Consider the following 15712-nt stretch of genomic DNA (forward strand, 5'->3'; position numbering starts at 1 on the left):
GCTATTCTGCCCGACGCGGAACCGGGCATTTACCCTACAAACTGCTGTCTCACAGGAGCGTGAAGAGAATAGCCTGGCTCCCCATATGACAATGAGAGCGAGGAGAACCGTCGTGCTAGAAGAATACCGTAAGCACGTAGCTGAGCGTGCCGCCGAGGGGATTGTAGCCAAACCCTTAGATGCAACCCAAATGGCCGCGCTCGTCGAGCTGCTGAAAACCCCGCCAGCGGGTGAAGAAGAGTTTCTGTTAGATCTGCTTACCAACCGTGTACCCCCAGGCGTTGACGAAGCCGCCTACGTAAAAGCCGGATTCCTTGCCGCTATCGCCAAAGGCGAAGCCTCCTCTCCGCTGGTCACCCCGGAAAAAGCGATTGAACTGCTGGGCACCATGCAGGGTGGTTATAACATTCACCCGCTGATTGACGCGCTGGATGATGAAAAGCTGGCGCCGATTGCCGCCAAAGCGCTGTCTCATACGCTGCTGATGTTCGATAACTTCTACGACGTGGAAGAGAAAGCGAAAGCGGGCAACGCCCACGCGCAGCAGGTTATGCACTCCTGGGCGAATGCCGAGTGGTTCCTGTCTCGCCCATCGCTGCCTGAGAAAATTACCGTTACCGTCTTTAAAGTGACGGGCGAAACCAACACCGACGACCTTTCTCCGGCGCCGGACGCCTGGTCGCGCCCGGACATCCCGCTGCACGCGCTGGCGATGCTGAAAAACGCCCGTGACGGCATTGAGCCGGATCAGCCAGGCGCAGTCGGCCCTATCAAGCAAATTGAAGCGCTGGCGCAAAAAGGCTTCCCGCTGGCGTATGTTGGCGACGTCGTGGGCACCGGTTCATCCCGTAAATCCGCGACCAACTCCGTGCTGTGGTTCATGGGCGAAGATATCCCGTTCGTGCCGAACAAGCGCGGCGGCGGCGTGGTGCTGGGCGGCAAAATCGCGCCAATCTTCTTCAATACCATGGAAGATGCGGGCGCGCTGCCGATCGAAGTCGATGTGTCGAACCTCAATATGGGCGACGCTATCGATATCTACCCGTACAAAGGCGAAGTGCGTAATCACTACACTGATGAGCTGCTGGCCTCCTTTGAACTGAAAACCGACGTGCTGATTGACGAAGTGCGTGCGGGCGGCCGTATTCCGCTTATCATCGGCCGTGGGCTGACGACCAAAGCGCGCGAAGCGCTGGGTCTGCCGCACAGCGACGTGTTCCGTCAGGCGAAAGATGTCGCCGAGAGCGACCGCGGCTTCTCGCTGGCGCAGAAAATGGTCGGCCGCGCTTGCGGCGTAGCGGGTATTCGCCCGGGCCAGTACTGCGAACCGAAGATGACCTCCGTAGGTTCCCAGGATACCACCGGCCCGATGACCCGCGACGAGCTGAAAGACCTGGCGTGCCTGGGCTTCTCCGCCGATCTGGTGATGCAGTCCTTCTGCCACACGGCGGCGTATCCGAAGCCGGTTGACGTTACCACGCACCACACGCTGCCGGACTTCATCATGAACCGCGGCGGCGTGTCGCTGCGCCCGGGCGACGGCGTTATCCACTCGTGGCTGAACCGCATGCTGCTGCCGGATACCGTTGGCACCGGCGGCGACTCCCACACCCGTTTCCCGATCGGTATTTCGTTCCCGGCGGGTTCCGGCCTCGTGGCGTTCGCCGCCGCGACCGGCGTGATGCCGCTGGATATGCCGGAATCGGTGCTGGTGCGCTTTAAAGGGAAGATGCAGCCGGGCATTACGCTGCGCGACCTGGTTCACGCCATCCCTTACTATGCCATCCAGCAAGGTCTGCTGACCGTTGAGAAGAAGGGCAAGAAGAACATCTTCTCCGGCCGCATTCTGGAAATCGAAGGTCTGCCGGATCTGAAAGTCGAGCAGGCGTTTGAGCTGACCGATGCTTCCGCCGAGCGTTCTGCGGCAGGTTGCACCATCAAGCTCAACAAAGAGCCGATCATCGAGTACCTGAACTCCAATATCGTGCTGCTGAAATGGATGATTGCCGAAGGCTACGGCGACCGCCGTACGCTGGAGCGCCGTATCCAGGGCATGGAGAAATGGCTTGCGGATCCGCAGTTGATGGAAGCGGATGCCGACGCGGAATACGCGGCGGTGATCGACATCGATCTGAACGATATCAAAGAGCCGATTCTGTGCGCGCCGAACGATCCGGACGACGCGCGCCTGCTCTCTGACGTTCAGGGCGACAAGATCGACGAAGTGTTTATCGGCTCCTGCATGACCAACATCGGCCACTTCCGTGCTGCCGGTAAACTGCTGGACAGCCATAAAGGCCAGCTGCCGACCCGCCTGTGGGTGGCGCCGCCGACCCGTATGGACGCCGCGCAGCTGACCGAAGAGGGGTACTACAGCGTGTTTGGTAAGAGCGGCGCGCGTATTGAGATCCCGGGCTGCTCGCTGTGCATGGGTAACCAGGCGCGCGTGGCGGACGGCTCGACGGTGGTTTCCACCTCGACCCGTAACTTCCCGAACCGCTTAGGCACCGGTGCGAATGTCTATCTGGCGTCTGCGGAGCTGGCGGCCGTTGCGGCGCTTATCGGCAAGCTGCCGACGCCGGAAGAGTATCAGACCTTTGTCGCGCAGGTGGATAAGACCGCGGTGGATACTTATCGCTACCTGAACTTCGACCAGCTTTCCCAGTACACCGAGAAAGCGGACGGCGTGATTTTCCAGACCGCAGTTTGATGCAACGCGTGCCCGGTTCGCCGGGCCGCACGAAAAAAGGGAAGCCTTAGCGCTTCCCTTTTTTTATGCATTATCGCCTCAGGAGTTTGCTTTGCCGTCGTAGCGCGGCAGGCTGACCACGGGATAAGTAAAACTCTCTTCCGTCCGGCAGCGCTCCGGTTTTTGCTGGTTGGCATAAATCAGGAAATAGCTCTCTTTGGCCGGGAAGTAGATTAAGTCATCGCCGTTGCGAAAGGAGATGATCTCATAAGGGGTACCCGTTTTCGTTCTGGCTTTATGAATGCCGGAGGCGATTTGAAAATGATCGCCCCACTTCATGGTGGTGAGGTGATACTTAAAAAAGGAGATCAGCACGTTTTGCCGCGTCAGGCAGTCAAGCCGCACCGCATCGCCCGCATAAGCGGCGGAAAGGGGCAGCGCGACGGCGCACAGCAGCAGGGCCCGGGCGAGCGTCATTTTCAATTTTTGCATAGGTCTTTATGAATTAAGGCGTTAAGAAAGGTCACAGCATAGCACAGCCAGACCAGAGGGCGGGCGTCAGCGCTTTTTTCGCCAGACGCCGCCCGGTCCGCTTTTTTTTCGCTTTCATGCTGCGATAATAACTATACAGGTACAATGCAGCGGTCACGCATTGCCTTTTGCAGAGGAAAACACCATGGATTACGAATTCTTGCGCGATATTACCGGCTCGGTGAAAGTGCGCATGTCGATGGGGCATGAAGCGGTCGGCCACTGGTTTAACGAAGAGGTAAAGGACAACCTGTCTCTGCTCGACGAAGTGGAGCAGGCGGCGCGTGAAGTAAAAGGCAGCGAGCGTCAGTGGCAGAAAACCGGTCACGAATACACGCTGTGGCTTGATGGCGAAGAGGTGATGGTGCGCGCCAATCAGCTGGAGTTTTCAGGCGACGAGATGGAAGAGGGGATGAGTTATTACGACGAAGAGAGCCTGTCGCTCTGTGGTCTTGAAGATTTCCTGCAGGTAGCGGCGGCTTATCGCGCCTTTCTTAATCAGCGTTAAGCGCGGCGGCGTGGAGCGTCCCTGCTCCACTGGCGTTTACACGGCGGGAATGTTGCGGCCGTAGTAAATTTCGCGCATCTCTTTCCAGAGCAGATCCGTAATGGTCTTGCGCTCTTCTTCGGTTAAATCTTCCGGTTTGGTGTGGAACATATAGTGCTTAAGGTCGAACTCTTTAAGCAGCATTTTGGTGTGGAAGATATTTTCCTGATAAACGTTCACGTCCACCATGTCATACAGCGACTTCATATCCTCTGACATAAAGTTCTGAATGGAATTGATCTCGTGATCGATAAAGTGCTTCATGCCGTTCACGTCGCGCGTAAAGCCGCGAACGCGGTAGTCGACGGTCACGATATCGGACTCGAGCTGGTGGATGAGGTAATTCAGCGCCTTCAGTGGCGAAATCACGCCGCAGGTCGAAACCTCAATGTCGGCGCGGAAAGTGCAAAGCCCGCCTTCCGGATGGCTTTCCGGATAGGTGTGCACGCAGATGTGGCTTTTATCCAGGTGGGCCACCACGGCTTCCGGCAACGGACCCGGGTGTTCGGACTTATCAATCAGCTTCGGGTCGACCGGCTCTTCGCTCACCAGAATGGTGACGCTGGCGCCCTGCGGTTCATAATCCTGACGCGCGATGTTCAGGATATTGGCTCCGATGATGGAGCAGGTCTCTGTCAGGATCTCAGTCAGACGGTTGGCGTTGTAGAGTTCATCGATATAAGCGATATAACCATCGCGCTCTTCCGCCGTTTTGGCGTAGCAAATATCGTAAATACAAAAACTCAGGCTTTTGGTCAGGTTGTTAAAGCCATGCAGTTTCAGCTTTTTCAATTTTGATCACCTCCTTAGGATGCCTGATCGGACAGGGCATCTTGCAAATATTGCGGCAGAGCGAAAGCTGCCGTATGAATAGCCGGATTGTAATAGCGGCACTGAATTCCCGCGGCGTGAAAGCGCGCTTGCAGGGTTTCAGTGGGCAGGTTGCGCAGCGCGTCGTTGTCCGTCGCCCAGGCGAAGGTCATGATGCCGCCGTAATAGGTCGGGATAGCCGCCTGATAAAAGCTGACATCACTAAAATAGTGGCTGAGCTTGCGGTGGCTGTCGATGGCTTCATCCTGCTGCAGAAAACAGACGCCGTTTTGCGCGACAAAAATTCCGCCAGGGTTCAGGCAGCGTTTGCACCCTTCGTAGAATGCGGAAGTGAACAGGCTCTCGCCGGGACCGATAGGGTCGGTACAGTCAGAGATAATCACATCAAACGTTTGCGTCGTCTGGTTAACAAAATTGACGCCGTCGTCAATCACCAGCTTAAAGCGCGGGTCGTCATAGCTGCCGGCATTATGGTTAGGCAGATACTGACGACAGAATGAAACGACGCCTGCGTCTATCTCCACCATGGTGATGGATTCCACGCTCTTATGGCGGGAGACTTCACGCAGCATAGCGCCGTCGCCGCCGCCGATGATCAGCACATGCTTTGCGAGACCGTGCGCCAGCAGCGGCACGTGGGTCATCATTTCGTGATAGATAAACTCGTCACGTTCGGTGGTTTGCACCACGCCGTCCAGCGCCATTACCCGGCCAAAAGCCGCATTTTCGAAAATGATCAAATCCTGATGATCGGTTTTCTCGTGGTAAAGCACATTATCAACGGCAAAGTATTGACCAAATTTGTCGTGCAGCGTCTCGTGCCACAGCGTATTCCCGGTCATTGGCTGATACCTCCTTCGTTAACACCCTCGGAAAATGGGCGCAACATAATAGCTAACAATAACCGTGGATGCACGGTCATTATTTCGACGAAGGGGCGGGGAAGGGGGTTACTTTACGTAGGCAAGCAGGCTTAGAGAATCGCGCGCCAGCGCCTTACATTTCCGGGCGGTGGGAATGGCGATACCGCTCAAATCGCGATAGCTGTCTTCGCCAAGCGCCTTCATATTAAAGCTTTCGTAATTGCTTAAATCCCACTGGTTTTGCTGGGCGAAAAAGACCAGCGCGCGGCGAATCTGCCCGTTTGGCAAGTTCTGGTAGCCGCAGTCATTTTTCAGAAACACGAAAACGGCAGTGAGATCGGCCATGTCTTCCGCTTCTGATTCACTTAACGCAAAGCTACTGGCGGAAAAGCCCATCAGACAGCCCAGCAACATCACCCTGACCCACTTGTTCATTACGTCTACCACTCGCCAAAAGATACCAAACGATAGCACATTTCGTTCAGACGCGACGAGGATATTTGATCCCTTTTATGGCGGATAAATGCCCGTATGACGGGGCCTGGCGCGCTTTTCAAAATGAAAACAAGATGATTTAAGGAGAGGTGAAAAAGTAAGCGGCAAACGCCGCGTTTCGAAAGCAAAAAGCGGCCTCGCCAAAAAGCGAAAGTGAACGAAACGGCGCACGGGAAAATTGACTTTGGCTCTCATGCCCAAACCCTTTTTTAACACCGTTTTTTAAGCGATTGATTTTAAAGGCGCTATAAAAGCGCCGGAAAAAAGGGTCTGCAACAGCAAATTAAAGGTATTTGGTGTTAATACAGCGAATTAGCTAAAATCCGCTCTTGTTCACTGCCGTACAGGCAGCTTAGAAACCACACCACCAGCCAGATGGAGGTGTTGTCTGGTTCACTGCAGTACAGGCAGCTTAGAAATGCCGCGCCGCCATGCTCACTCAACGCCCGGTTCACCGCCGCCCGGGCGCTCCTCGTCGCTTTTTCCCGTTGAAACTTGACCTTCCCGTTGGGGAAAGGTTTAAGCTCATGGCATGCCTGTCGTCGATAAGGAAATAAGATGCATCGCCGTGATTTCTTAAAATACAGCGCCGCACTGGGCGCGTTCAGCATGCTGCCTGCCTGGGGGCGCGTGATACCTGCGGCAAAACGCCCGACTTTACCCATTCCCGAACTCTTAACGCCCGACGCGCAAAGCAAAATTCGCCTGACTGCCCAGGCGGGCGCCAGCCAGTTCAACGGCCAGAAGGTGGCGACGTGGGGCTATAACGGCAACCTCCTCGGCCCGGCGGTAAAGCTCACGTCCGGCAAACCGGTGACGGTGGAGATCCGCAATGCGCTTCCCGAGGAAACCACAGTGCACTGGCACGGCGTGGAAGTACCGGGCGAAGTGGATGGCGGGCCGCAGGGGGTGATTGCGCCAGGCGCGACCCGAACGGTGAGTTTTACGCCGCAACAGCGTGCCGCGACCTGCTGGTTCCACCCGCATCAGCATGGCAAAACCGGCCATCAGGTGGCGATGGGGCTGGCGGGCCTGGTGTTGATTGAGGATGTCGAAAGCCTGCAACTGATGTTGCCAAAGCAGTGGGGCATCGACGATGTGCCGCTCATTATTCAGGACAAAAAATTCACCGCCAACGGCAACGTCGATTATCAGCTGGATGTAATGAGCGCGGCGGTGGGCTGGTTCGGCGATACGCTGCTCTGCAACGGCGTGGCGTATCCGCAGCATAACGCGCCGAAAGGCTGGCTGCGGTTGCGCCTGTTAAACGGCTGCAATGCCCGCACGCTGAAGATTGCCGCCAGCGACAACCGCCCGCTTTATGTGGTGGCGAGCGATGGCGGATTGTTGCCGGAGCCGGTTAAGGTGAGCGAACTGCCCGTGCTGACCGGCGAGCGCTTCGAGGTGCTGGTGGATACCAGCGACAGCAAGCCGTTCGACATCATCACCCTGCCGGTCAACCAGATGGGGATGGCGATAGCGCCGTTCGATAAGCCGCAGCCGGTGGTGCGCATTCAGCCGCTGGTCATTCCCGCCTCCGGCAGCCTGCCGGATACCTTAGTTAAGGTGCCCGCGCTGCCTTCGCTCGACGGGCTACAGGCGCGCTGGCTACAGCTGATGATGGACCCGATGCTCGACATGATGGGTATGCAGGCGCTGCAGGAGAAATATGGCGAGCAGGCGCTGGCGGGCTATCAGCAGCACATGCAGATGATGGGGCAGATGAGTCATGGTCACGGCCACGGCATGGATTTCCACAACGCCAACAAGATTAACGGCAAAGCGTTTGATATGAATGCCCCGGCGTTCAACGTGGCGAAAGGCCAGTATGAGCGCTGGACCCTCTCGGGCGAAGGCGACATGATGCTGCACCCGTTCCATATCCACGGCACGCAGTTTCGCATCCTTACCGAAAACGGCAAGCCGCCTGCGGCGCACCGCGCAGGCTGGAAAGACACGGTCTGGGTGGAGGGCGCGCGCAGCGAAGTGCTGGTGCGTTTCGACCACGTTGCGCCCGCTGAACATGCCTATATGGCTCACTGTCACCTGCTTGAGCATGAAGATACGGGCATGATGCTAGGGTTTACGGTGAGCTGAAGCCGCACCAAAAAAGCAAGACGCGGCGCTGCGCTAACCCGTCCGACGAAAGGTTCATCGTCTTTCCGGCGGGAAAGCGATGCCGGGCGAATAAGCAATGCGCCTCGCCGCTATACCCATAAAAAAGCCCCTCAGTGAGGGGCTTTTGTTTTGCTTATCGCAGATTATTTCGCGTCATCCGGCAGCGCATAGGCAACGATGTAATCGCCCATCTTCGTGCCAAACGACCCGTGGCCGCCTGCGGAAACCACCACATACTGCTTACCGTTAACTTCATACGTCATCGGCGTGGCCTGGCCGCCTGCCGGCAGGCGTCCTTCCCACAGCTTGTCGCCGTTGGTTACGTTGTAAGCGCGCAGGTAGTTATCCGCCGTCGCGGCGATGAACAGCACGTTGCCCGCGGTTGAAATCGGACCGCCCAGCATCGGCATGCCCAGCGTGAACGGAACCGGAACCGGCATCGGGAAGCCGAAGCTGTCGCGCGGGGTACCGATGCGTTTCTGCCAGACAATTTTGTTGGTCTTAAGATCCAGCGCGGAGATATAACCCCAGGCAGGCTGTTTACACGGCAGACCAAACGGCGACAGGAACGGGTTCAGCGTTACGCCATACGGCACGCCGTACTGCGGCTGAATGCCGGATTCAGAGCCGGTGCCCTGCGCGTCTTTCGGCTGCTCCATCGGGTTGCCCGGGCCGCGCGGGATCAGTTTAGAGACGAACGGCAGTGCAATCGGGTTGGCAATCGCGACCTGACGGTTCTGGTCAACAGAGAGACCGCCCCATTCAAACATCCCCAGGTTGCCCGGGAAGACCAGCGTGCCCTGCTCAGAAGGCGGCGTGAAGATACCTTCATAACGCATGCTGTGGAACATCACGCGGCAAACCAGCTGGTCGAACATGGTGGCGCCCCACATGTTCGCGCCGCTCAGATCTTGCTTCGGACGGAAGGAGAGATCAGAGAAGGGCTGGGTCGGCGTCACGTAGTCGCCTTTCGCCGCGCCCTGCGGAACCGGTTTTTCCGGCGCCGGGACCACGAGCTGGCCGTTGCGACGGTCGAGCACAAAGATGTTGCCTGTTTTCGCCGGCGCATAGATAACCGGTACGGTCTGGCCGTTCACGGTAATGTCGGCAAGCGTCGGCTGGGCCGGCAGGTCCATATCCCACAGGTCGTGGTGAACGGTCTGATAAGACCAGGCGAGCTTACCGGTAGAGGCGTTCAGCGCCACAATGGAGCTGGCATAGCGTTCCTGCTCCGGCGTGCGGTTGCCGCCCCAGATATCCGGCGTGGTCACGCCCATCGGCAGATAAACCAGATCCAGCTTCGCGTCATAGGCGGCTGGCGCCCAGGAGTTCGGCGAGTTCGGGGTGAAGTGATGTTCGTCCGCCGGAATAGCGTTCGGATCTTTCGCGCCCGGATCGAAGGCCCACAGCAGCGCGCCGGTGTTGATATCAAAACCACGAATAACGCCGGAAGGCTCACGGGTGGAGAAGTTATCGGTTACCGCACCGGCAATCACAATCACTTTATCAGTGACGATCGGCGGCGACGTCGGCTCGTACATGCCCGGCGTGGTGACCGGCATGTTGGTCTGCAGGTTCAGGATGCCTTTGTTAGCAAAGGTCTGGCACAGCTTGCCGTTATCGGCGTTCACCGCAAACAGACGGCCGTCGTTTACCGGCAGGATAATGCGGCGCGGACAGTCGGCCAGCACTTCCGGCGTCGCGTTAGCCGGGGTAGCCTCATGGTAAGAGACGCCGCGGCAGGTCACGTGCTGGAAGGTCGGGTTGGTATTCAGCTGCGGATCGAGGTGCCACTTTTCTTTACCGGTCGCGGCATCCAGCGCGAAAAGACGCTGATGCGCGGTGCAGAGGTAAAGGGTGTCGCGCACTTTAATCGGCGTCACTTCGTTGGTGATTTCACCCGGATCGTTCGGCAGCTTCAGGTCGCCGGTACGGAAAGTCCAGGCTTCTTTAAGCTGGTGGACGTTATCGGCGTTGATCTGCTTAAGAGGAGAATAACGCTGGCCTTCCTGGTTGCGGCCATAAGCCGGCCAGTCGCCTTCCGGAATAGCAGCCGCGCCGCTTGCCGCTGCCGCCGTGGCGTCGGCGGAAAGGGTGCCGTGAATCTCTTGCGGGTCGTTGAAGGCCGCCCATACCAGCATGCCGCCGGTAATGATAAGCGAAACCACCAGTGCGGTAACGCCCGGGCGCGCAGGCGTGGCGAGACGGCGCCAGACAAACGGCAGAATCAGCCAGATGCCAAAGAACACCAGCACGTCGCAGCGCGGCGTCAGGGCCCAGAAATCGAAACCGACTTCCCAGACGCCCCAAATCATAGTGCAAAGCAGGATAGCGGCATAAAGCCAGAGCGCCGCCGCGTTACGACGCCACAGCAGCCAGGCTGTCGCCAGCATCGCCACCCCGGCGATAGGGTAGTACCAGGAGCCGCCAATGGCGACCAGCCATACCCCTCCAATTAATAAATAAAGTCCGCACAATGCTGCGAACAGGGCTGTCAGAGTCACGAGCAAACGTGACTGTTTTACTTTTGTTTCCGCCATAATGACACTCGTAAATTTTTAGTAGCAACTAATTATAGTTATTAACATGTGTGATCTGAATCACAATAAGGGCTTTTTTGTGCATTTCTGCCGTAAATGCTTTTTGCTGGTATACTGCCTGCCTTATCAATAAGCGCTGGCGAACGAAACGCTGCCGTTTGATGATTCAAATTTAAAATCAGATGGTTATAGATATGAAACATACTGTAGAAGTAATGATCCCCGAAGCGGACATCAAAGCGCGCGTTGCAGAACTGGGACGTGAAATAACCGAGCGTTATAAAGACAGCGGCAGCGATATGGTGCTGGTCGGCCTGTTGCGCGGCTCGTTTATGTTCATGGCGGACCTCTGCCGCGAAGTGCAGGTTTCCCATGAGGTCGATTTTATGACCGCTTCGAGCTACGGCAGCGGCATGTCGACAACGCGCGATGTGAAAATCCTGAAAGATCTGGATGAAGACATCCGCGGCAAAGATGTGCTGCTCGTCGAAGATATTATTGATTCTGGCAATACGCTGTCGAAAGTGCGCGAGATCCTGAGCCTGCGCGGACCGAAATCGCTGGCTATCTGCACGTTACTGGATAAACCTTCCCGTCGTGAAGTGGAAGTGAACGTCGAGTTTATCGGTTTTTCCATTCCGGATGAGTTTGTGGTGGGTTACGGCATCGATTACGCTCAGCGCTATCGTCATCTGCCGTACATCGGCAAAGTGGTTCCGCTTGCCGGGTAACTGACGGGTATAAAAAAGGGGCCGCGGCCCCTTTTTTTCGCTATTACTTATGAATATTGTGCGTTTGCTGAAGGTTGCCGATGCCGCTGCGATAGCGCTGTTCCAGCGTTTCGCGGTCAGCTGCGGCTACCTGCAGGTCGCGCAGCAGGCCATCGTGGATGCCGTAGGCCCAGCCGTGAATGGTCACTTTCTGGCCGCGTTTCCACGCCGACTGCATGATGGTGGAGTGGCCCAGGTTATAAACCTGCTCCATCACGTTCAGCTCGCACAGCGCGTCGAGGCGCTTCTCCTGCGGGATTTCACCAAGCAGTGAGCTATGTTTAAGCCAGATGTCGCGGATGTGCAGCAGCCAGTTGTTGATAAGCCCAAGCTCAGGGTTTTCTACCGCTGCCTGCACGCCGCCGCAGCCGTAGTGTCCACAGATAATAATGTGTTCCACTTCAAGCACGTCAACCGCATACTGAATGACCGAAAGGCAGTTAAGATCGGTATGGATGACCAGGTTGGCAACGTTGCGGTGAACGAAAATCTCACCCGGTTCGAGGCCAGTAAGGCGCTCGGCGGGCACGCGGCTGTCTGAGCAGCCAATCCACAGAAAGCGCGGCTTCTGTGCTTTCGCCAGTCGTTCGAAAAAGCCCGGGTCCTCTTCCACCAGCATTTTGGACCACTGGACGTTGTTGCTAATTAGTGTGTCGATATCTTTCATAAAGGTTAACGGCCTGTAACCGAAGAATTGCGTTGGGGTAATATAGGACAACTCAAAAATTTTTTAAACCACACAACTTTTGTGCGAAATAAGGTAACCGAATATCCATGACAATAGCACTGGAACTGGAGCAATTAAAGAAAACCTACGCAGGCGGGGTACAAGCGCTGCGTGGGATTGATTTAAAAGTGGAGGCGGGAGATTTTTACGCGCTGCTTGGCCCAAACGGCGCGGGCAAATCCACGACCATCGGCATCATCAGCTCGCTGGTGAATAAAACGTCCGGACGCGTTCGGGTGTTTGGCTATGATCTTGAGCGTGACGTGGTGAACGCTAAACGTCAGCTCGGCCTCGTGCCGCAGGAGTTTAACTTCAACCCCTTCGAGACGGTGCAGCAGATTGTGGTCAACCAGGCGGGCTACTACGGCGTGGATCGCCGCGAAGCCGTCGCGCGCAGCGAAAAATACCTTAACCAGCTCGATCTGTGGGAAAAACGCAACGAACGTGCGCGTATGCTCTCCGGCGGGATGAAGCGCCGTTTGATGATAGCCCGCGCGTTAATGCACGAGCCGAAGCTACTGATCCTTGATGAACCGACAGCGGGCGTGGACATTGAACTGCGCCGCTCCATGTGGGGCTTTCTTAAAGATCTCAATGACAAAGGCACCACCATCATCCTCACCACCCACTATCTGGAAGAGGCGGAGATGTTGTGCCGCAACATCGGCATCATCCAGCGCGGCGAGCTGGTGGAAAACACCTCAATGAAGTCGCTGCTTTCCAAGCTGAAATCAGAAACCTTTATCCTCGATCTGGCGCCGAAAAGCCCGCTGCCGAAGCTTGATGGGTACCAGTACCGGCTGGTGGATACTTCTACGCTGGAAGTGGAAGTGCTGCGCGAGCAGGGGATCAATAGCGTCTTTAACCAGCTGACGGCGCAGGGAATTCAGGTATTAAGCATGCGTAACAAAGCCAACCGTCTTGAAGAGCTGTTTGTCACGCTGGTGAACGAAAAACAAGGAGACCACGCATGATGCAGCTTTACTGGGTGGCGCTAAAAAGCATCTGGGCCAAAGAGATCCACCGCTTTACCCGAATCTGGGTGCAGACGCTGGTGCCGCCGGTCATCACCATGACGCTTTATTTCATCATTTTTGGCAACCTGATTGGCTCGCGTATCGGCGAAATGCATGGCTTTACCTACATGCAGTTCATCGTGCCGGGGCTGATTATGATGGCGGTGATCACCAACGCGTATGCCAACGTCGCCTCGTCGTTCTTCAGCGCCAAATTCCAGCGCAACATTGAAGAACTGCTGGTTGCGCCGGTGCCAACGCACGTGATTATTGCAGGCTATGTGGGCGGCGGCGTGGCGCGTGGCCTCTGCGTCGGCATTCTGGTTACGGCGGTTTCACTCTTCTTCGTGCCGTTCCAGGTTCACTCCTGGCTTTTTGTTGGCCTGACGCTGTTGCTCACCGCCGTGCTTTTCTCGCTGGCCGGCTTGCTGAACGCGGTGTTCGCGAAAACCTTTGATGACATCAGCCTGATCCCGACCTTCGTGCTGACGCCGCTGACTTACCTCGGCGGGGTGTTCTATTCGCTGACGCTGCTGCCGCCGTTCTGGCAGGCGCTGTCGCACTTAAACCCGATAGTCTACATGATTAGCGGTTTCCGCTTCGGTTTTCTCGGCATCAGCGATGTTCCGCTGCTCTTTACCGTTGCGGTACTGGCGGCGTTTATCATCGTCTTTTACCTGCTGTGCTGGTATTTGATTAGCCGCGGACGCGGTCTGCGCACCTGAAAAAAAGCCCTCCCGTCGCGGAGGGCTTTTTCTTTCTGTTGATGCATGTCAGCCCTGCGATTTCTCCCTGAGGTAAACTGCCCGCCTGAAACAAGGAGATACGCTATGTTAGGGTGGGTTATCGTCTGTCGCGGCTACGCGGCGCAGGAGATGCAGGCGGCGCTGGAAGAAAAAGCGGGCGCGCTGGCGCAGTGCCGGGCGGTGAATGTGCAGGAAGGGCTAAGCGCCAACATGCTGAGCCGCATGCTCTGCGACGCGCTGCACGAAACCGACAGCGGCGACGGCGTCATTTTCTTCACCGAAGAGAATGGCGGCACGCCTTATCGCACCGCCGCGCTGTTAAGCCATAAGCATCCCCACTGCGAAGTCATCTCGGGCGTGACGGTTGCGTTGCTGGGCACCGCGGTTGCATGGCGAGAAACGCTGACCAGCGAATCTTTTCGCTTGAAAATTGTAGAGCAGGGCGGCGAAAACGTTAGCAGCCTCTGGCACCAGCAACAGAAAAACCCGCCCTTTGTGCTCAAACACGCGCTGTAATTGCCGGTAGGTTTGTTAAACTGACTGCCACTCGCTTCACTCTGGTTCTGTGCTTCATCATGTTGACTCGTCTTCTGTTTAGCCTGTTGCTGTTATGCGCAGGCGCCGCTTATGCAGGCCCGTTTGTCGGCCAGCCTGTGCCGCCGCAATATATGCAAACCACGCAGGATGCCGATATCTGGGCGCAGGTTGGGGACCAGGTTATCTCGGTGGGCACGATAGAAGAGGGGCAAATAATCGCCGTTTCGCCGATGGCGGCGGACTATTACGAGTTCCGTTTCGGCTTCGGCACCGGGTTTATCGATAAACAGCATCTGGAGCCGGTGCAGGGCAAACAGCGGGTGCAGGACAGGCTGGGCGATCTGAATAAGCCGCTCAGCAACCAGAATTTGCTTACCTGGCAGGATGTCACCGTCTATAACGCTCCGGACAGCCGCAGCGCGCCGTTCGGCACGCTTGCAGAAAACCTGCGCTACCCGATTATCGGCAAGCTTAAAGACCGTTTGAACCAGACCTGGTATGAGGTTCGCATCGGCAACCGCCTGGGCTATATCAGTAGCCTTGACGCGCAGGAGGATAACGGCATTCCGGTGCTAACGTACCACCATATCCTGCGCGATGAAGAGAACACCCGTTTTCGGCACACCTCCACCACCACTTCCGTGCGCGCGTTCAACAACCAGATGACCTGGCTGCGCGACAGGGGCTATGCGACGCTGTCGATGTATCAGCTGGAGAGCTACGTGCGAAACCGCATGAATCTGCCTGCTCGCGCGGTGGTTATCACTTTTGACGATGGGCTGAAATCGGTAAGCCGCTACGCGTACCCGGTACTGAAGCAGTATGGCTTTAAAGCCACCGCCTTTATTATCTCTTCCCGCATTAAAGGCCGCCCGCAACGCTGGGACCCGAAGTCGCTGCAGTTTATGAGCGTTTCTGAGCTGCGGGAGATAGCCGATGTGTTCGATATTCAGTCCCACACCCATTTCCTTCATCGCGTCGATGCGCTGCATCACCCCATACTGTTAAGTCGCAGCTATCACAATGTGCTGTTTGACTTTGAACGTTCGCGCCGCGCGCTGGCGCAGTTCAATCCGCACGTGCTCTATCTTTCTTATCCATTCGGCGGCTATGACGAGAAAGCGGTGAAGGCGGCCAACGACGCCGGTTTTCATCTGGCGGTTACGACGGTGAAGGGAAAAGTAAAGCCGGGAGACAACCCGTTCCTGCTTAAGCGGCTCTATATTTTGAAAACGGACTCGCTGGAGACCATGGCGAAAATCATTACGAACCAGCCGCAGGGATAACGCTCAGATACAACAA

14 protein-coding genes are annotated in these 15712 nt (G+C 56.5%); 8 read left to right on the plus strand and 6 right to left on the minus strand.

Annotation, left to right across the window (positions count from 1 at the left end):
- Positions 1 to 112: 112 nt before the first annotated feature.
- On the plus strand, positions 113 to 2710 hold the full coding sequence (acnB, locus tag IEX01_RS13645; protein WP_125454218.1) for a bifunctional aconitate hydratase 2/2-methylisocitrate dehydratase: 2598 nt from the start codon (positions 113 to 115) through the stop codon (positions 2708 to 2710).
- Between the two features lie 78 nt (positions 2711 to 2788).
- On the opposite strand, the gene IEX01_RS13650 is transcribed toward acnB, so the two are convergent.
- Entirely contained in the window at positions 2789 to 3172 is a 384-nt protein-coding gene (locus IEX01_RS13650; RefSeq protein ID WP_188724058.1) for a hypothetical protein, read from the minus strand.
- Positions 3173 to 3365: 193 nt separating this feature from the next.
- Here IEX01_RS13650 and yacL point away from each other — a divergent pair, with 193 nt between their 5' ends.
- Positions 3366 to 3728 (plus strand): protein YacL, encoded by a 363-nt coding sequence (yacL, locus tag IEX01_RS13655; protein WP_024558292.1) that lies wholly within the window; start codon positions 3366 to 3368, stop codon positions 3726 to 3728.
- A gap of 36 nt (positions 3729 to 3764) precedes the next feature.
- Here yacL and speD read toward each other — a convergent pair whose 3' ends face one another.
- The 3 genes from speD to IEX01_RS13670 form a co-directional block, all read right to left on the minus strand.
- The gene (gene speD, locus IEX01_RS13660; protein WP_024558293.1) at positions 3765 to 4559 is read right to left on the minus strand and encodes an adenosylmethionine decarboxylase; all 795 of its coding nucleotides are present in this window, start codon (positions 4557 to 4559) and stop codon (positions 3765 to 3767) included.
- Between the two features lie 14 nt (positions 4560 to 4573).
- Positions 4574 to 5440, minus strand: coding sequence for a polyamine aminopropyltransferase (gene speE / locus IEX01_RS13665; RefSeq protein WP_188724035.1), 867 nt, complete (start codon positions 5438 to 5440; stop codon positions 4574 to 4576).
- Between the two features lie 108 nt (positions 5441 to 5548).
- On the minus strand, positions 5549 to 5896 hold the full coding sequence (locus IEX01_RS13670) for a YacC family pilotin-like protein (RefSeq protein ID WP_024558295.1): 348 nt from the start codon (positions 5894 to 5896) through the stop codon (positions 5549 to 5551).
- 618 nt (positions 5897 to 6514) lie between these two features.
- On the opposite strand from IEX01_RS13670, the gene cueO reads away from it, so the two are divergent.
- Positions 6515 to 8053, plus strand: a complete 1539-nt coding sequence (cueO, locus tag IEX01_RS13675) for a multicopper oxidase CueO (RefSeq protein WP_188724036.1) — start codon at positions 6515 to 6517, stop codon at positions 8051 to 8053.
- Between the two features lie 164 nt (positions 8054 to 8217).
- On the opposite strand, the gene IEX01_RS13680 is transcribed toward cueO, so the two are convergent.
- Positions 8218 to 10614 carry a glucose/quinate/shikimate family membrane-bound PQQ-dependent dehydrogenase gene (locus IEX01_RS13680; RefSeq protein WP_048887696.1) on the minus strand — a complete coding sequence of 799 codons (2397 nt, stop codon included), beginning with the start codon at positions 10612 to 10614 and terminating at the stop codon, positions 8218 to 8220.
- Positions 10615 to 10808: 194 nt separating this feature from the next.
- Between IEX01_RS13680 and hpt the strand changes: the two genes are divergently transcribed.
- A complete protein-coding gene (hpt, locus tag IEX01_RS13685) occupies positions 10809 to 11345 on the plus strand; it encodes a hypoxanthine phosphoribosyltransferase (protein WP_188724037.1) in 537 nt (178 codons plus the stop codon).
- Positions 11346 to 11388: 43 nt separating this feature from the next.
- On the opposite strand, the gene can is transcribed toward hpt, so the two are convergent.
- Positions 11389 to 12051, minus strand: coding sequence for a carbonate dehydratase (gene can / locus IEX01_RS13690; RefSeq protein WP_024558158.1), 663 nt, complete (start codon positions 12049 to 12051; stop codon positions 11389 to 11391).
- Positions 12052 to 12158: 107 nt separating this feature from the next.
- On the opposite strand from can, the gene IEX01_RS13695 reads away from it, so the two are divergent.
- The 4 genes from IEX01_RS13695 (at position 12159) to IEX01_RS13710 (ending at position 15696) form a co-directional block, all read left to right on the plus strand.
- A complete protein-coding gene (locus IEX01_RS13695) occupies positions 12159 to 13085 on the plus strand; it encodes an ABC transporter ATP-binding protein (protein WP_024560658.1) in 927 nt (308 codons plus the stop codon).
- Entirely contained in the window at positions 13082 to 13852 is a 771-nt protein-coding gene (locus IEX01_RS13700; RefSeq protein WP_024558156.1) for an ABC transporter permease, read from the plus strand. Before IEX01_RS13695 ends, IEX01_RS13700 begins: the two co-directional genes overlap by 4 nt.
- 105 nt (positions 13853 to 13957) lie before the next feature.
- Positions 13958 to 14389 carry a PTS sugar transporter subunit IIA gene (locus tag IEX01_RS13705; protein WP_024558155.1) on the plus strand — a complete coding sequence of 144 codons (432 nt, stop codon included), beginning with the start codon at positions 13958 to 13960 and terminating at the stop codon, positions 14387 to 14389.
- Positions 14390 to 14448: 59 nt separating this feature from the next.
- Positions 14449 to 15696, plus strand: coding sequence for a polysaccharide deacetylase family protein (locus IEX01_RS13710; RefSeq protein WP_188724038.1), 1248 nt, complete (start codon positions 14449 to 14451; stop codon positions 15694 to 15696).
- The last annotated feature ends 16 nt before the right edge of the window (positions 15697 to 15712 follow it).

Source organism: Franconibacter daqui (assembly GCF_014644275.1).
GTDB classification, from domain to species: domain Bacteria; phylum Pseudomonadota; class Gammaproteobacteria; order Enterobacterales; family Enterobacteriaceae; genus Franconibacter; species Franconibacter pulveris.

Bases quoted from the DNA above. Each gene is read 5' to 3' on its own strand.
- yacL (WP_024558292.1), top strand. From the start codon at position 3,366: ATGGATTACGAATTCTTGCGCGATATTACCGGCTCGGTGAAAGTGCGC.
- speE (WP_188724035.1), bottom strand. From the start codon at position 5,440: ATGACCGGGAATACGCTGTGGCACGAGACGCTGCACGACAAATTTGGT.
- IEX01_RS13670 (WP_024558295.1), bottom strand. From the start codon at position 5,896: ATGAACAAGTGGGTCAGGGTGATGTTGCTGGGCTGTCTGATGGGCTTT.
- cueO (WP_188724036.1), top strand. From the start codon at position 6,515: ATGCATCGCCGTGATTTCTTAAAATACAGCGCCGCACTGGGCGCGTTC.
- IEX01_RS13680 (WP_048887696.1), bottom strand. From the start codon at position 10,614: ATGGCGGAAACAAAAGTAAAACAGTCACGTTTGCTCGTGACTCTGACA.
- hpt (WP_188724037.1), top strand. From the start codon at position 10,809: ATGAAACATACTGTAGAAGTAATGATCCCCGAAGCGGACATCAAAGCG.
- can (WP_024558158.1), bottom strand. From the start codon at position 12,051: ATGAAAGATATCGACACACTAATTAGCAACAACGTCCAGTGGTCCAAA.
- IEX01_RS13695 (WP_024560658.1), top strand. From the start codon at position 12,159: ATGACAATAGCACTGGAACTGGAGCAATTAAAGAAAACCTACGCAGGC.
- IEX01_RS13700 (WP_024558156.1), top strand. From the start codon at position 13,082: ATGATGCAGCTTTACTGGGTGGCGCTAAAAAGCATCTGGGCCAAAGAG.
- IEX01_RS13705 (WP_024558155.1), top strand. From the start codon at position 13,958: ATGTTAGGGTGGGTTATCGTCTGTCGCGGCTACGCGGCGCAGGAGATG.
- IEX01_RS13710 (WP_188724038.1), top strand. From the start codon at position 14,449: ATGTTGACTCGTCTTCTGTTTAGCCTGTTGCTGTTATGCGCAGGCGCC.